Source organism: Exiguobacterium sp. E4787, from assembly GCF_018618375.1.
Taxonomy (GTDB): Bacteria; Bacillota; Bacilli; order Exiguobacteriales; family Exiguobacteriaceae; genus Exiguobacterium; species Exiguobacterium chiriqhucha.
The window spans coordinates 28,636-43,869 of the sequence record NZ_JACSLY010000009.1; the positions used below are offsets into that span (position 1 = coordinate 28,636).

Sequence of the window (15,234 nt, forward strand, 5' to 3'; positions counted from 1 at the left end):
TAGTCTTTTCACTCACTTCGTTTCTTACGTTGTTTTTCCAATCGTTCTTGGTTCCGAATTTGATTTGGGAACTGTAAGAGCGAACCAATCCAATTCTTTCGTTTCAACCACGCATAGACCAAGCCTGTGAAGAGCATAATCATCATCCAGGCGAACAGATAACCGAGCGGCCACTTCAGTTCAGGCATCTCTTTGAAGTTCATTCCCCAGATGGCACCGAAGGCGACGACCGGGGTCGTCAAAGCCGTGAAGACGGTCAACGCCTTCATAATCTCGTTGCCGCGAAAGTTCGACAGCGTCGAGGCGAGGTCGGTTAACGCGATGACATCGCCTTGATAATGTTCGATTAACGTCAATAGACGGTCGACCCGATACGTGGCAAGGCGATAGGCTTTCAATTCATCTAAGTCGACATCAAGGAACGCCTCACGTCCGGCCATGAGTAACTCACGATATGGGACGACAGTGTCGGACCATCGTTCAATCTCGCTGCGGAGCCCGAAAATCTCATTCATAAATTCGGGCGGGACTTGCCCGCTCATCTCGCGTTGGGTCATCATCAAGCGTTCTTCATACTCATCGATACCGTGGAAATAATAGTCCATCTTTTCAGAGAGCAGGTCATAGAATGCCTCGATTGGCGAGTCATACTGCTTCGCGGCCACTGTCTCGCAATACAGCTCATCGAATCCGATTGTCCATAAAAAGTCCCGGGTCACGAAATAGTGCCCGATTTTTTGTGGTTCGCGTTCGAGTTGTTCGTAGTCGAGCGTGAGCGACCCGTACATATAATCACGTTCGACGATGATTTTTGTGACTTTCGCCGTCGTCAATTGTTCGAGCCAATATGTGTACGCTTCCTCATAGTGATTGTCGACATGTACGATTTCTTCTGGTCGTGTATACCAATTCCAATTCATCTTTCATTCCCCCAATATGCTTCTCTCTGAAGTATTCCCGCTTTTCTTAGAAAGTTGGCATCTGACCTGAACTTTCGTTAAGATGTAGGTACTGACAAGAAGAGAGGTGCTTTTTTTGACGACTACTAAAATCGGTCAGCTCAAAGTGGGCGACACGTTGAACCAATATGTGATGATTAAACAATCGTATCGTGGACTCGCCGGAAACGGCAAACCATATTTGACGCTCATCCTATGCGATGAGAGCGGAGAGATTGAGACGAAAGTATGGGACAGTGCCGATACGGACAAATATGCGACGAAAAAGATTGTCCATGCTTCCGGGGAAGTGATGGACTACCGTGGCCGGACCCAGTTGAAGTTGAAACAAATCTCCATCATCGAAGGTGAGACGGACATCGCGCCATACGTGCGCTCGGCCCCAGTGCCGAAGTCAGAACTCGAGACAGGGATTCGCGGCTATATCGAGGCGATGGAGCACGTGGGGATGAAACAACTCGTGACGGCGCTTGTCGACCGGAACGAGGAAGCTTACTTCACGTATCCGGCAGCGGTGCGCCATCACCATGCGGTCTATTCAGGGCTTGCGTTCCACGTCCTGTCGATGCTGAAGCTGGCTGACACGATGTGCGACCTCTATCCGCAATTGAATCGAGACTTGCTCGTCTCGGGCGTCGTGCTCCACGACTTGGCGAAAGTGATCGAGTTATCGGACGCGATCACACCGGAGTATACGCTCGAAGGCAAGCTGCTCGGTCATTTAGCGCTCATGGCAACTGAAATCGAAGTCGTGGCCCGAGAGCTCGGCACCGACCGTGAAGTCGTGACGTTGCTCCAACACCTCGTCCTCAGCCATCACGGGAAACCGGAATGGGGATCGGCGAACGCGCCGCAGCTCCCGGAAGCCGAGATGCTCTTCTTCATCGACAATATCGATGCCCGGATGAATATGTTCGATAAGGCGTTCGAAGGCGTCGAGCCAGGGACGTTCACAGAACGGGTCATGGCGCTTGACAACCGGGCGTTCTATAAACCGAAGTTATGAAGGCATACAAAAAAGACGTCCCGCGGGACGTCTTTTATTATTACTGCTCTGTCGATTCCTCGGCAGGAGCTTCTTCTGTACCTTCTTTTTCTGCTTTGAGCGCATCTTTCACGGCGTCGAACTGCTTCGATGCTTTCGCATCTTTCACATCGACGTTATATTTCTCGATCAACTCGGCATAGATTTTATTCGCGTCGACAGAAGCGGCTTTTTCAGTCGCTAATTCTTCACGAATACGATCTTTCTCATCTTCGAGTTTAAGGTCTTTTTCTTTACGGTCCATGACTTTGATGACGTGGAAGCCGAATTGTGACTGAACCGGGTCAGAAACTTTGCCAACGACGTCTTCTTGGAACGCATACTCTTCAAATTCAGGGACCATGGCGCCGGCTGAGAAGTAACCGAGGTCGCCACCTTTCTCACCAGAACCTGTGTCTGTCGATTTTTCTTTCGCGACGTCAGCGAAGTCGGCACCGTCATTCAACTCTTTGATGATCGCTTGTGCTTCTTCTTCTGTCTCGACGAGGATGTGGCTCGCCTTGACTTCGACGTTCTCTTTCGCGAACTGTGCTTCGATATCTTCGTCTGTTACTTCGACGAGCTCTGATTTCGCTGCATCGACGAGCATTTGACCGCGGAGCGCTTCTTTGAACTCGTCCGTGCTAGTCATGCCGGCTTGTTGAATCGCTTGCTCAAACTCTTCTTTCGAGTTGAACTGCTCTTCGGTCTTGCTGAACTCTTCATCGACTTTGTCTTGTTCGACTTTGTCGCCATACTCTTTTTCAAGCAATTCGTTCATCGTTTCTTGGAACGCAAGTTGTGGGACCATACTATCGTAGCTCTTGTCTACGATTTCGCCGCGTGTCACTTCGCCGCCTTCAAAAGAAACAACTGTTGAGTTGTCAGAAGCCCCGCCGCTTGTCGCCGCATACGTGCCGCCGACACCGATGAGAAGTGCAATCGCTGACGCGCCGACGAGGGCGCCTGTTGAAAACTTCTTGTTCTGTTTGTTCGGTTCATTCGTCATTCCGTTTGACATATATTCCACCCCTATAAATCTATAAGTTTCTAAATCCGACTATACCACATTTTGTTAATGATAACAGCTGTTCTCTTGCCTGTGTAGTATCATAGCACAGAAACGTGTCGTATAATGATGAAAGAGAATGTGAAATGATGGGGTGGAGAACGTGTCGTTAGAAGAGAAAATCAATCAATTATCGTTTCAAATGGAACTGTTGCTCGGGGCGGTCGATTGGTCGGAGCGGCCCTTTGAACATGAGGTGCTCAAGGCGAATTTGACGAGGCAAGACGTCGTCGCATTTTTCGCGTTGCTGGATGATATCCGAGAACGACAAAACGAGCAAATGCGCTACGGGCTGTCGTCCGTGGAACCTTTGCTCGTTCATTTCGTTGGGATGCTTCATCCTCAGTTAGAGGCCGAGACGATTCTCGCGGCGTGCGTGCGCCAAGGGATGGCGCTAGACGTCACGGAACCGCTGTATCGGCAGGTCAAGCTTCTTTACTGATCTCGTCGTCCTCGGGGCGACGTCCGGCTTCTTCCGTGATCATCTTCGACGTTTCTGCAAAGATGTCCATGAAGTTGTCGCCATACAATCGGCGAACGATCGCGGTGATGTCCGTCAAGTCCGGGAATTTCCCGTACAATTCTTGAAGCGGGAGCGAGGCGCGGAAGACGCCGTTCTCTTCCGGGTCGAACGCATGAATCGTCTCGAGCAAGAGCGCTTCACCTTCAGGCGTCAATTGGACGTACGTATTTCGTTTGTCCGTTTCCTTTTTCGAGAACGTGAGCAAACCGCGGTCTTCTAACTTCTTCGAGAAGTTGAACGCCGTCGATACGTGCATGACCCCATATTTGGCGATCTCTGAGATCGAGGCGCCGCCGAGGGCGTGAGCAATCCATAAAATATGGTGCTCGTTTATGTTCAAGTCGAACGGTTTAATCCAATTTTGCCAGTCTTTCTCGACCGTCTTCCACAGTGCCTTACTAAGCTGAATGATTTTATGACTATAGAGCATGGCCTCAGGGCCAGTGAATTCTTTTTCGTGTTCCATGTCGATCCATCCTTTCCGATACAATGTGACTAAAACGACGGGCGATGACGACAGACCGGTCAGTTGGCCTTTTCCGCTTTCGCTTCGGTCGCATCTGACTGTACGTTCGAAAGCTCATTTAGGTTTCCTTGGATCCGCTCGATTGAAGGCTGAATGTCTTGTTGATAGCGTTCGACTTCGGCTTTTACTTGATCTGTCAATTCTTTACCTTGTAACTTACCTGCCGCCGCAACTTGCGACGCATCTTTAGCGACTTTTTGGAATTGTTCTTTCAACGTAGTGATTGTAGACGCTCGGTGTTGATTGGCCGCCGCGTCATTCGCCGTTCCACGGGCGAGTTTTTTCACGGTCACAGCTCCTAGAAACGCTACGACAAAGCCGAAAGCAACCCAATCGCGACGATTGTGATTCGACAATACATTCCCCTCCTCGAGCACGCTGATACTAGAATACATTCTTTTCATATTATTTTACCAAAAAAGAGAGATTAAAAACCTATATCTTAAATAAAATTTTTCAGAACATTCAATTTTGACCGAAAAATCATTTTATTTTAAACTATGGGTAAAGGAAGGTGACCTCCAGTGAATATGCAAAAGCGTTGGGTTGATGACATGTTAGACCTGTATAACGCGGCCAAACGACTGGGAGATGACCCTTGGGCACAGACAATAATGGAAGCACTCGAGGCGGGATATGAAGCGTCGGAACAGAACGAACAGACGCGGAAACAAACTTTGCTTGAAAAGCGACTTATTGAAATAGACGCCCGTCTAAATTTGTTAAGAAAAGAATTCGAACAAGCGGAATCTGTCAAATCGCGGCAACAGTTATACGAGCAGGCGATTAAATTACAAGTCGAGCGTGCCCAAATCGAAGAGGAGCGGAAGCGCCATCTCGATTCAATCAACTCGTCATGAGGCGCGAGACAAAAATGGACCGGTCGCACATTGGGCAATCGGTCCGTTTATTTGTTACAGGTTTGCTTTAATACCGGCAGCGATTGCCTGCATGTCGTCAGATGAGTACGCGTCTTGATGCGTTTCCCATTTGGCGCCAAATCCGTCCGTCTCCCCGTAGCGCGGCAAGAGGTGGATGTGGAAGTGATAGACGGTCTGCCCGGCAATCGCTTCGGCGTTAGACAACACGTTCATCCCGATCGCGCCTGTTTCACGCTGAATCGCGTTCGCGACGGCAGGGACGGCTTGGAAGACGTCACGGGCCACATCGGTCGGCAATTCATAGATGTTACGGGCGTGGTGTTTCGGAATGACGAGCGTATGTCCTTTCGTGACTTGAGAGATATCGAGGAACGCGACGACGGCGTCATCCTCGTATACCTTATACGACGGGATGTCGTTGTTAACGATTTTACAAAAGATACAGTTGTCCTCAGTGTGCATGCTGACTCCTCCATTCATGAATGACTAATCCATCTCATCATAACATGGAAATTCGGGCGGAAGAACGATTGTCCGGACAGACGATGCCCCTTACACTGAAACCAATAGCAAGTAGAGAGAGGAAGAAAACGGATGGCGTATGTACGATCGAAGAAACCGTCACGGCGAAGAAATATCTATCTCGGGCTGCTCGTGACGCTCGGTGTCGGCCTCGCGGTCGGTGCGTTCTATCAATGGGAATATAAACCGGCTGCTGCCAACGACAAGATTCACGTCCGCTTCAAGGACGCACTGTTGACCGAAGACGTCAGCTTCTTCCAGGAAAACGTCGAATATGAAGCGGAACCGCTCACGCGAGCCGAAGCGCTCCGTTTCATGGAGTGGTTGAATGAAGAGAAGTCGATCCGTGGTGAGGCCATCTCGGAAGTGGCGCAGGACAGGTCGGACCGGGCACAAGGCATAGAGACGGACGGATTGTTCCGGCTCGTCGATACGGGCGAAGGGCGGTTCGGCTTTGCGGATTATCGGATTGAGTTGTTGCCGAAGACGTTGCGTGCTTTGGCAGACGTTCCACTGACGAATATTTGGATAGATGGGGTGCAGGCGGGACGGATTGATGAGGCAGGCACAGCAGTTGAGGTGGTTCGCATGCCGGGCCGTTACGACGTCAAAGCCGTCGCCGTCGTCGATGGGGAAACAGTGACCGAAACCGAGGCCGTGACATTGACGGAAGATGCGCAACTGGCGTTTGGGTTATTGCCGGACCAGGACGAGACGGTGGCCGGACAATTCGACCTCGAACGAGCCGAATTGATTGAAATCGAGGTCGAGGCGCAAACCGGTCATTCGATTGAGACGCTTGAGGCGCTCATGAACAAACGGGAACAGAAAGTCGTCGACGAGATTGGTGAACCGATGGAACGGGGCGACGTCTGGCGCTATGATGGGATGGAACTCCGGTTTGTCGACGGCCGGGTCGATCGCATTGATATCGATTTACAGAAACGGCCCGACGACCTGCTCGCGCTCTTGGGCGAACCGAATGAAAAAGTCGACACGGACCTCGGCCTCGAATGGCGCTACGACCGAACGTTGCTCGAGTCGATTTTCACGTTCTTGCGCTTACAGAGCGAGAAACGGTTCATCGAGCGGGATGAAGCCATCTATCTCATTTTGACATGACAAAAAAAGGGACCCTCGGCGAGGGTCCCTTTTACGTGAGCCGTAGATTAACGTTTACGGTTCATTGATTTCATAACGAACGATACGATCAAGATTAAGATAATCGCACCAAGAAGTGCTGGGATAATCGCGATGCCGCCAACTGCAGGACCGAAGTCTCCGAAGATGAGGCCACCGAGCCAAGCACCGATGATACCAGCAATGATGTTCCCGATGACGCCACCTGGTACATCCTTACCTAAAATAAGACCTGCTAACCAACCGATAATACCCCCAACGATTAAAGTGATAATCCAACCCATAAAAACATTCTCCTTTCTGTTTTGTCCATTGTTCTCACTAACAATTTTATGGAACAATGGAAGTACTGAATAAGTTTTAAAATGCCTTACAGTTCAGATTATTCCCATGTGACAGCTTTTAAAACATATATCACAAAAAAAAGTTGAAAATGAGGGGTGGAGTTTTCATGTTGCACGTCGACCACTTGAATGGCGGTTATATAGGTAAACAAGTGTTACACGATATTTCGTTTGATGTAAAAAAAGGTGAACTCGTCGGGCTGATAGGGCTAAACGGAGCCGGAAAATCGACAACAATCAAACATATTTTAGGATTGCTTGATCCGATTTCAGGATCGGTCGAAGTCGATAGTCAAACACTCAGCTCGTCAGAAAAGAATTATCGTAAGAAAATTAGTTATATACCCGAGACCCCTATCTTGTACGACACGCTGACGTTGCGTGAACATTTGACGTTGATCGGGAAAGCGTATGACATCGACGTGGCGGATTTGACGACCCGGACCGAGCGATTGGCACGAGATATGCGGATGGAGAAGCAACTGGACTGGTTCCCGTCCGTCTTCTCGAAAGGGATGCGCCAAAAAGCGATGATTCTCTGTGCGCTCGTGACGAAGTCACCGCTCCTCATCGTCGATGAACCGTTCGTCGGACTCGATCCGCTTGCGATTCGCCAACTGTTGCGATTGTTTGACGAGTATAAGGAAGACTGCGCCATCTTGATGTCGACGCACATCTTAGAGACGGCCGAGCGCCACTGCGACCGTTTCGTCTTCTTGCACCAAGGATCGGTCATCGCGACCGGGACGGCCGCGCAACTTCGTGACACATACGGTCTGCGTCCGGACGCCACGCTCGATGACATCTATGTCGAGGCGATTGAGACCGAGGAGCGGAAACGATGAACGTATTCAAACAACGATTTGGCGTCTGGATGGAAGACGTCGTGAAATACAGCCGCTACGTCGCGAACGGCGGCTTGTTATTCACGCTTTATTTCACGCTCATCTACGGGGCGTTCGTGTATAACCAATTTTTGACGGATTTGGACCCGGTTTTTCCGAGTGAATGGATCGTGGCGCTGATTTGGTTGCTGCTTCCGCTCGGTCATCGTCCCCGGACGTTGATTCAAGAAGCGGACCAAGTCTTCTTATTGCCACGACTCGGTGAGATTCAAGCGTTCATGACAGGCGTTCGCGCATTCAATGTCGTCTTCGCCACCGTCCGTGCCCTCCTCGTCATGCTCGTCGTGTTGCCGCTACTCGTCCGGACACAAACGCTCACGTCGGTCGAAGTCGGGGCCATCCTCGCGACGAGTGTTCTCATCTCGGCCGCGGGTCGTCTCGCCAAGTTGGAGGGTATTAAATACGTCGTCTTGCCGAGCGCGCTCGCCAGCGGCTTCCTCATGCTGTTCGGTGTGCCACTGTTGACGTCAGTGCCCGCACTCGTCCCGTTTGTCCTGCTCCACGTGCGACGGAATCGGCGCATCCCGCTGCTTGACTGGCTCACGCTCGAAGAAAAGAGCAAAGCCCAGTTCAACCGGGTCGTCAGTTGGTTCGTCGATGTGCCGGCGATGCGGGAAGATGTGAGGGAGCGGTCGTTCATCGTCAGTCTGCTCGAGCGGTCTGTGTTGAAACGGGCTGATGCCGCCCGTTACGTGTACGGGCTCCGGGTCATGCGCTCGAACGATTCGCTCGACCTCGTGTTGCGTCTTTCCGCCGTCGCGCTCGTCGTCATGTGGCTCTCGGGCGGATGGTATGTCGGGTTGGTCGTCCCGCTCTTCGTCGGGTTGACGGCTCTCCAACTCGTCCCATTATTTAAACGGCTCGACACGGTATCGATGGCGTCGTGGTTACCGATTACACGTACCGAAAGGCTCGTCGCCTATAAATGGTGGGCGACGCGGTTATTGTTCGCGCAACTGCTCGCCCTCGGTGTTGCCTCGCTCTTGTTCGGGGCGACGTGGGATGCGCTCGTCGGTCTCGGCCTCGCGTATTTGGTCGTCCGATATTACTTGAGTCGATTGACATGAAACAGGGACACCCGGATTGGGTGTCCCTTACTGTTGTCGTTATTTCTTAGGTGACATGACCGATACGCTCGACCCGAGAATTTTCGGAAGACGTGCCGGTGCTTCTGGTTCTGTCTCGACTTCACCGTAAGCAGATACACCGTGCTCGGCGATGTCGAGGCCGATATCTTCTTGTTCTTCTGTGACACGAAGACCAATCGTGACGTCGAGGAGTTTTAAGAAGGCGTAGCTACCGCCACCGGCGATGACCATCGCGATCAAGACACCGAGTGCTTGCACACCGAGTTGAGTCAAGCCGCCGCCGTAGAAGAGGCCGGCCGAACCGATGCCTGTGATCTCGACCAAGCGAGGCGAGGCGAAGAATCCGAGCGCGAGCGTCCCGATGATACCGGCAACACCGTGTACTGAGAAGGCGCAGAGCGGATCGTCAATATATTTCGCCATAAGGATGCTCGTACCATACGTGGCGATCGAAGCGAGGGCACCGATGACGATGGCGGCCCAAGGTTCGACGAAGGCGCAAGCAGCGGTGATGGCGACGAGTGCCCCGAGGACACCGTTGACGATTGTCGGGATGTCTGCCGTTTTCTTGTGAATCATGACGATGGCGAGCGCACCGAGCGCACCAGCAGCCGTGGCGAGCATCGTCGTAAGAGCGACGTAACCGAAGAATCCGTCCGCGACCGACATCGTCGACCCGGCATTGAAACCGAACCAGCAGAGCCAGAGCACGAGTCCACCGACGACCGTCAAGACGTGGTTATGACCGGCGAGTGATTCCGTTTTACGACGTGGTTTCAAGATGATGGTGGCCATAAGGGCAGCCATTCCGCCTTGAAGGTGGACGACAGCCGAACCGGCGAAGTCTTGCATGCCCATCGTCCCGAGAAGTCCACCAGCCCATACCGAGCGGGCGACGATTGGATACAGGATGGCGACGAAGAAGACGCCGAACAAGACGTAAGCAGACAATTTAGCCCGCTCTGCGAAACCGCCCCAGGCGATGGCGAGCGCGACAGCGACGAATGACAACTGGAACAAGAATTTGATGTCGATCGAGACGTTGGCCCAATCGAGGCTCGTGAACGATCCGTTCATGAAGAATCCTTCTGTCCCGAACCAACGGGTCCCGTCTCCGAATGAGAGGCCGAAGCCGACAGCCCAAAAGGCGAGTGCCGCCACAGAGAGGCTAATGATTTGTTTGACTGCGACGTGCCCGGCGTTTTTAGCCCGGAGCGTCCCCGTCTCGAGCAACCCAAATCCAAGTTGCATCGTCAAGACGAGCAAGGCGGCGATGAGTACGAACAGCGTGTCCATATAATATAAGATGTCTTCCATGTTGCGATTCCTCCTTTTTAACGATTGATGATTCAAAAGTTGTTTTCAGTGTAAGGCGAAAAATTCGACTTGGATTGCAAATTGTCAGATTATCTGACATAGTTTTTTTATGAGGGAGGAGGGCAAGAGATGGACTATAAGTCGAAGAAAGTGATTGGAATGGGCGTCATCACTGAACTGACGGGACTTTCGGAGCGACAAGTCCGCTATTATGAGTCAAAAGGGCTCGTCTTTCCAGAACGAACCAAAGGCGGTTCACGTAAATATTCTTTCCATGATGTGGAACGATTGATTGATGTGGCCTCGAAGCTCGAAGATGGTTGGCGGATTCAAGACATCAAAGATCGCGAGAAGCGCTTGTCGACGAAACAGCGTGACGATTTGATTCGTGGTCAGCTTAATTCGGCCTTCCGCACGTATCCGCCAAAGAAATGACACAAAGAAAACACAATGAAAATGCTTCACATTAGCATTATTCTAATTAATTTCTGTATAATGTTTTTGAGTTCACATACCTATAGAAGAAGAGTGTAGGAGAATTATAGAGGGGAATGACGCGACGTATGAACGATACTATTTTGAAGGCGTTTAAAGGAGAGGCGACAGACTATGTGCCCGTTTGGTACATGCGCCAAGCCGGACGCTACCAACCAGAATATCGTGAGATCAAAAAAACGAGGACATTATTCGAAATCACTCATGATGCCGAATTGTGTGCCTACGTGACAGAGCTCCCGGTAAAACAACTAGGAGTCGACGCGGCCATTCTGTATAAAGATATTATGACGCCACTTCCGTCGATGGGCGTGGATGTGGAAATCAAGAGCGGCATCGGTCCGGTCATTGATAACCCGTACCGGACGATGGAAGACGTGGAACGCTTAAAACCGCTCAACACGGACGACATCTCGTACGTGTTCGAGACGATTCGTTTGCTTCGGGAACGTTTGGAAGTACCGCTCATCGGGTTCTCGGGTGCACCGTTCACACTCGCGAGTTATATGATTGAAGGCGGTCCATCGAAGAGTTACCATCGGACGAAAGCGCTCATGTACGCAGAGCCGGACGTATGGAACGCACTTATGGAGAAGCTTGGCGACATGGTCATCACGTATGCGACGGCGCAGGCGGAGGCCGGCATTCAAGCGTTCCAGTTGTTCGACTCATGGGTCGGGACGCTCAGCCGCAAAGATTATGTTCGTTATATCAAACCAACGACAGAACGGATCTTCACCGAGTTGCGCAAGCTCGACATCCCGCTCATCATGCACGGTGTCGGAGCGAGCCATCTCGTCGAAGAGTGGCAAGACCAGCCGCTCGACGTCGTCGGACTCGACTGGCGCCTGTCGATTCAAGAAGCGCGCGACCGCGGTATCACGAAAGCGGTCCAAGGTAACCTTGACCCGTCATTCTTGCTAGCTCCGTGGCCGATCATCGAAGCGAAAGTGAAAGAAATCCTCGATGAGGGGATGAAACAACCTGGATACGTCTTCAACTTGGGACATGGGGTGTTCCCGGAAGTCGATCCGTCTGTGCTCGTCAAATTGACAGCATTTATCCATGACTACTCACGTGAAAAAATGGGAGGCAAAACATTATGAAAACCGTCGGATTACTCGTAATGGCTTATGGGACACCGTACAAACCTGAAGATATCGAGCGCTACTATACGCACATTCGTTATGGTCGCAAGCCTTCACCGGAAGCACTCCAAGACTTGACGGAGCGCTATGAGGCCATCGGTGGCGTGTCGCCGCTCGCGAAAATCACGATCGATCAAGCGGAGACGCTCCGTGACATCTTGAACGAGCACCACGTGGGCGAAATCGACTTCAAGCTCTATATCGGGCTTAAGCACATCGAACCGTTCGTAGAAGACGCGGTCGCGCAAATGGCGAACGACGGCATCAAAGAAGCGGTCTCGGTCGTATTGGCCCCGCACTACTCGTCATACAGCGTCAAGTCGTACAACGGACGGGCGCATGAAGAAGCCGCGAAATACGGCATCGAGATCCGTTCGGTCGAATCGTGGTACGATGAGCCGAAATTCATCAATTGGTGGGCGGAAGCCATCAAAACGACGTTCGCGAACTTGCCGGTGCCGGCCGAGAAGGCTTGCTTGATCGTTTCTGCGCACAGTCTCCCAGAGAAGATTTTGGCAGGTGGCGACCCGTATCCGGATCAATTGAAAGAGACGGCTGACAAAATCGCTCAAGCGGCGGGCGTACCGAACTATGAGGTCGGTTGGCAGTCGGAAGGCAACACGCCTGACCCGTGGATCGGGCCGGACGTCCAAGATTTGACGGCTGAACTTTATGAAAAGCATGGCTATGAAGCGTTCGTTTACACGCCGGTCGGATTTGTCGCGGATCACCTCGAGGTGCTCTTCGATAACGACGTGGAATGTAAAGTCGTCTGTGACCGCCTCGGCGTTCACTACGCGCGTCCTAACATGCCAAACGCGGAGCGGAGCTTCATTGAAGCCATCGCCGATCGCATGGAAAGCGTGATTGTACATCATGCGTAATGTAACGATTGTCGGTGGTGGGATCACAGGTCTCACCGCCGCTTTTTATGCCGAGCGTTATTTACCGAACGACGTCACGATCAAGCTCGTCGAGACGAGCGGACGGTTAGGCGGGAAAATCGATACGTTTGAAACGGGGGAATTTGCGGTCGAACGAGGTCCCGACTCGTACGTGTTCCGCAAGACAGCGATGACGGACTTGATTCATGACGTCGGTCTCGGCGATGAAATCGTCCGGAACGGGGTCGGGCAAGCGTACGTGCTCCATCATGACGGGCTGCATCCGATTCCGAAACAGACGGTCATGGGCATCCCGCTCGACGTCGATGCGTTCAAGGACACGACACTCTTATCGGACGAAGAACATGCCGCGCTCCGGGCGATGCTCTTATCGCCACCGGACGTCGAAGCACCGGAAACGGACGTCTCCCTTGGTTTGTACTTGCGTGAACGTGTCGGGGACCCGATCGTCGACCGGCTGATCGAACCGCTTCTTTCCGGGATTTACGCGGGAGACATCGATCAGATGAGCGCTTTGTCGACGTTCCCTCAGTTTATCGAAGGCGAGAAGAAACATGGGAACTTGTATGAAGGGATGCGACACTTGCGTCCTGAACAACGGGTCGCGGAAGTCGGCGCCAAGAAAGTTGGACAGTTCGCTTCACTCAAGCGAGGCTTGAAGTCGCTCACTGATCGTCTTGCCGAGCGACTAGAGCGCACCGAGATCATCTTGAACTGTTCGGTCGAACAAGTCGAGGAGATTGAAGGCGGCTATCGCCTGCTGACGAATCGAGGCGATATCGAGTCCGACCACCTCATCTTGACGGTCCCGCCTCGGCTCATCCGACAGTTCTTACCGAAAGTCGACAGTAATTTTCTCGCGGATATGAAACCGCACGCGACGGCGACGTGTTCGCTCGTATTCAAAGAAGACGATATCGAGTTGCCGTTCGTCGGGACGGGCTTCGTCACGAGCCAAGAGGCGGATGTGACGATTACGGCGTGCACGTTCATCGACCAAAAATGGCCGCATGCCGTGCCGGAAGGGTATCACGTCCTGCGCGTCTTTCTCGGACGTCCGGGCGCCGATGAGATCGTCGATGCGTCAGATGAGGAGATTGTCGCGACGGCGTTACGTGACCTTGGAGGCTTGATGACGATTAAAGCAGCGCCACTCGAGACGGTCGTCAGCCGGCTTCGGGACGGGTTGCCACCTTACGCCGTCTTCCATTCCGATCGGGTCCGCGCGTTGCGCGCCGAGATGGGCCGCGTCTATCCAGGGATCTTGCTCGCAGGCATCGCCTATGACGGAATCGGCATGCCAGACTGCATCAAGAGCGTCCATGAACAAATCAAAGCGCTCGCAGAAGAAGGTTAAAGATTCATGAAGGGAGGTGTCGGATTATTCCGATGGCCTCTCTTTTTGTTATAGTTATAAGCGAAACAGAAAAAGAGGAGTGGATGTTGATGACAACGTACAAATTGTTCGTATCCGATATGGATGGCACGATTCTGCACAACCACACGAAAATTGCACCTGAGACGGCAGAAATCGTCCGTGCGGCAGAAGCACAAGGGATTCGCTTTGCGATTGCGACGGGACGCAATTACTTCAACGCGAAAGAGATTCTCGACGAGGTGGGCCTCACGTGCCCGATCGTCTCTTCGAACGGCGGTCGCGTGCTGACGGAAACGGGTGAAGTGCTACATGAAATCGATTTGACGACAGAAGAGGCGCTCGAGGTCGTGTCGGTGTTGCATCAAGACCACAAATATTCGGACGTCTTCTATGAAATGTATTCAGAGGCGGGCCTCGTCGCGAGCCGACTCGATTTGATCGATGCGACGATGGAGAACTTGAAGCAGAACGGCGATGAGCGGTCGCTCGAGATGTATGAGTTCTTCCAAAAACGTTATTACGTCAACGAGGACGTCCGTCTCGTCGAAGACATCGAGGATTTCATCAAGAATGAGGCCGGACGCGTCTATAAATTCATCGCCTTTTCGAGTCATTTCGAGAAGATGTCCTCACTATGGACGGAAATCGATGAGCGCGTGGAAGGCGTTTACGTCACGTCTTCAGGCAATGACAATATCGAAGTCATGGCGAACGGGGCTGATAAAGGGCACGGCGTCAAAAAATTGGCCGAGCATTTCGGCGTCGATTTATCGGAAGTCGTCGTCATCGGGGACAACTTGAACGATGTCCCGATGTTTGAGGTGGCCGGTAAAGCGATCGCGATGGGCAATAGTCACGAAGACTTGATTGCCATTAGCCACCACGTCACAGAGCGTCATGACGAATACGGCGTCGCGAACGCATTGAAGCGCGTCATGAACGGGGAATGGAAGTAAACAAGTTGTAGCGCCGGGCCGCCGTCTCGTATAATACAATTAACGATTATCCTT

The 15,234-nt window shown here is 52.1% G+C and carries 18 protein-coding genes; 11 read left to right on the forward strand and 7 right to left on the reverse strand.

Annotated features, from left to right (window positions below; all coding sequences use genetic code 11):
• Positions 1 to 8 precede the first annotated feature (8 nt).
• Positions 9 to 920 (reverse strand): magnesium transporter CorA family protein, encoded by a 912-nt coding sequence (locus tag KNP80_RS10955; protein ID WP_214720276.1) that lies wholly within the window; start codon positions 918 to 920, stop codon positions 9 to 11.
• 172 nt (positions 921 to 1,092) lie between these two features.
• On the opposite strand from KNP80_RS10955, the gene KNP80_RS10960 reads away from it, so the two are divergent.
• Positions 1,093 to 1,965: an HD domain-containing protein gene (locus KNP80_RS10960; RefSeq protein WP_214720284.1), complete on the forward strand. Its 873-nt coding sequence runs from the start codon at positions 1,093 to 1,095 to the stop codon at positions 1,963 to 1,965.
• Between the two features lie 40 nt (positions 1,966 to 2,005).
• On the opposite strand, the gene KNP80_RS10965 is transcribed toward KNP80_RS10960, so the two are convergent.
• On the reverse strand, positions 2,006 to 3,004 hold the full coding sequence (locus KNP80_RS10965) for a peptidylprolyl isomerase (protein WP_214720275.1): 999 nt from the start codon (positions 3,002 to 3,004) through the stop codon (positions 2,006 to 2,008).
• Between the two features lie 151 nt (positions 3,005 to 3,155).
• Between KNP80_RS10965 and KNP80_RS10970 the strand changes: the two genes are divergently transcribed.
• Entirely contained in the window at positions 3,156 to 3,494 is a 339-nt protein-coding gene (locus KNP80_RS10970) for a DUF1878 family protein (RefSeq protein ID WP_242679007.1), read from the forward strand.
• Here KNP80_RS10970 and KNP80_RS10975 read toward each other — a convergent pair.
• Both KNP80_RS10975 and KNP80_RS10980 read right to left on the reverse strand, forming a co-directional pair.
• On the reverse strand, positions 3,478 to 4,041 hold the full coding sequence (locus KNP80_RS10975) for an HTH-type transcriptional regulator Hpr (RefSeq protein WP_021066715.1): 564 nt from the start codon (positions 4,039 to 4,041) through the stop codon (positions 3,478 to 3,480). The two genes, KNP80_RS10970 and KNP80_RS10975, sit on opposite strands and share 17 nt — an antisense overlap.
• Before the next feature lie 59 nt (positions 4,042 to 4,100).
• Complete coding sequence (locus KNP80_RS10980; RefSeq protein WP_021066714.1) at positions 4,101 to 4,457, reverse strand: hypothetical protein; 357 nt, start codon at positions 4,455 to 4,457, stop codon at positions 4,101 to 4,103.
• Positions 4,458 to 4,655: 198 nt separating this feature from the next.
• Here KNP80_RS10980 and KNP80_RS10985 point away from each other — a divergent pair, with 198 nt between their 5' ends.
• The gene (locus tag KNP80_RS10985) at positions 4,656 to 4,961 is read left to right on the forward strand and encodes a hypothetical protein (protein ID WP_251132376.1); all 306 of its coding nucleotides are present in this window, start codon (positions 4,656 to 4,658) and stop codon (positions 4,959 to 4,961) included.
• Positions 4,962 to 5,015: 54 nt separating this feature from the next.
• Here the strand turns inward: KNP80_RS10985 and KNP80_RS10990 are convergent, their stop codons facing one another.
• A complete protein-coding gene (locus KNP80_RS10990) occupies positions 5,016 to 5,444 on the reverse strand; it encodes an HIT family protein (RefSeq protein WP_214720274.1) in 429 nt (142 codons plus the stop codon).
• A 132-nt stretch (positions 5,445 to 5,576) separates the two neighbouring features.
• Between KNP80_RS10990 and KNP80_RS10995 the strand changes: the two genes are divergently transcribed.
• Positions 5,577 to 6,626 carry a hypothetical protein gene (locus KNP80_RS10995; protein ID WP_214834752.1) on the forward strand — a complete coding sequence of 350 codons (1,050 nt, stop codon included), beginning with the start codon at positions 5,577 to 5,579 and terminating at the stop codon, positions 6,624 to 6,626.
• A 47-nt stretch (positions 6,627 to 6,673) separates the two neighbouring features.
• Here KNP80_RS10995 and KNP80_RS11000 read toward each other — a convergent pair whose 3' ends face one another.
• Positions 6,674 to 6,928: a GlsB/YeaQ/YmgE family stress response membrane protein gene (locus KNP80_RS11000; RefSeq protein WP_021066710.1), complete on the reverse strand. Its 255-nt coding sequence runs from the start codon at positions 6,926 to 6,928 to the stop codon at positions 6,674 to 6,676.
• A 167-nt stretch (positions 6,929 to 7,095) separates the two neighbouring features.
• Here KNP80_RS11000 and KNP80_RS11005 point away from each other — a divergent pair, with 167 nt between their 5' ends.
• Positions 7,096 to 7,833, forward strand: a complete 738-nt coding sequence (locus KNP80_RS11005; RefSeq protein ID WP_214720272.1) for an ABC transporter ATP-binding protein — start codon at positions 7,096 to 7,098, stop codon at positions 7,831 to 7,833.
• The gene (locus KNP80_RS11010; protein WP_214834753.1) at positions 7,830 to 8,960 is read left to right on the forward strand and encodes an ABC transporter permease; all 1,131 of its coding nucleotides are present in this window, start codon (positions 7,830 to 7,832) and stop codon (positions 8,958 to 8,960) included. The genes KNP80_RS11005 and KNP80_RS11010 overlap by 4 nt, the downstream gene beginning before the upstream one ends.
• 39 nt (positions 8,961 to 8,999) lie before the next feature.
• Here KNP80_RS11010 and KNP80_RS11015 read toward each other — a convergent pair whose 3' ends face one another.
• Positions 9,000 to 10,298 (reverse strand): ammonium transporter, encoded by a 1,299-nt coding sequence (locus tag KNP80_RS11015; protein WP_214720270.1) that lies wholly within the window; start codon positions 10,296 to 10,298, stop codon positions 9,000 to 9,002.
• Between the two features lie 129 nt (positions 10,299 to 10,427).
• On the opposite strand from KNP80_RS11015, the gene KNP80_RS11020 reads away from it, so the two are divergent.
• The 5 genes from KNP80_RS11020 (at position 10,428) to KNP80_RS11040 (ending at position 15,180) form a co-directional block, all read left to right on the forward strand.
• Positions 10,428 to 10,733 (forward strand): MerR family transcriptional regulator, encoded by a 306-nt coding sequence (locus KNP80_RS11020; RefSeq protein WP_021066706.1) that lies wholly within the window; start codon positions 10,428 to 10,430, stop codon positions 10,731 to 10,733.
• Positions 10,734 to 10,849: 116 nt separating this feature from the next.
• A complete protein-coding gene (gene hemE, locus KNP80_RS11025) occupies positions 10,850 to 11,899 on the forward strand; it encodes a uroporphyrinogen decarboxylase (protein ID WP_214834754.1) in 1,050 nt (349 codons plus the stop codon).
• On the forward strand, positions 11,896 to 12,825 hold the full coding sequence (hemH, locus tag KNP80_RS11030; RefSeq protein WP_214834755.1) for a ferrochelatase: 930 nt from the start codon (positions 11,896 to 11,898) through the stop codon (positions 12,823 to 12,825). Before hemE ends, hemH begins: the two co-directional genes overlap by 4 nt.
• Positions 12,818 to 14,203: a protoporphyrinogen oxidase gene (gene hemG, locus KNP80_RS11035; protein ID WP_029595969.1), complete on the forward strand. Its 1,386-nt coding sequence runs from the start codon at positions 12,818 to 12,820 to the stop codon at positions 14,201 to 14,203. The genes hemH and hemG overlap by 8 nt, the downstream gene beginning before the upstream one ends.
• Positions 14,204 to 14,292: 89 nt before the next feature.
• Entirely contained in the window at positions 14,293 to 15,180 is an 888-nt protein-coding gene (locus KNP80_RS11040) for a Cof-type HAD-IIB family hydrolase (protein ID WP_241764605.1), read from the forward strand.
• The last annotated feature ends 54 nt before the right edge of the window (positions 15,181 to 15,234 follow it).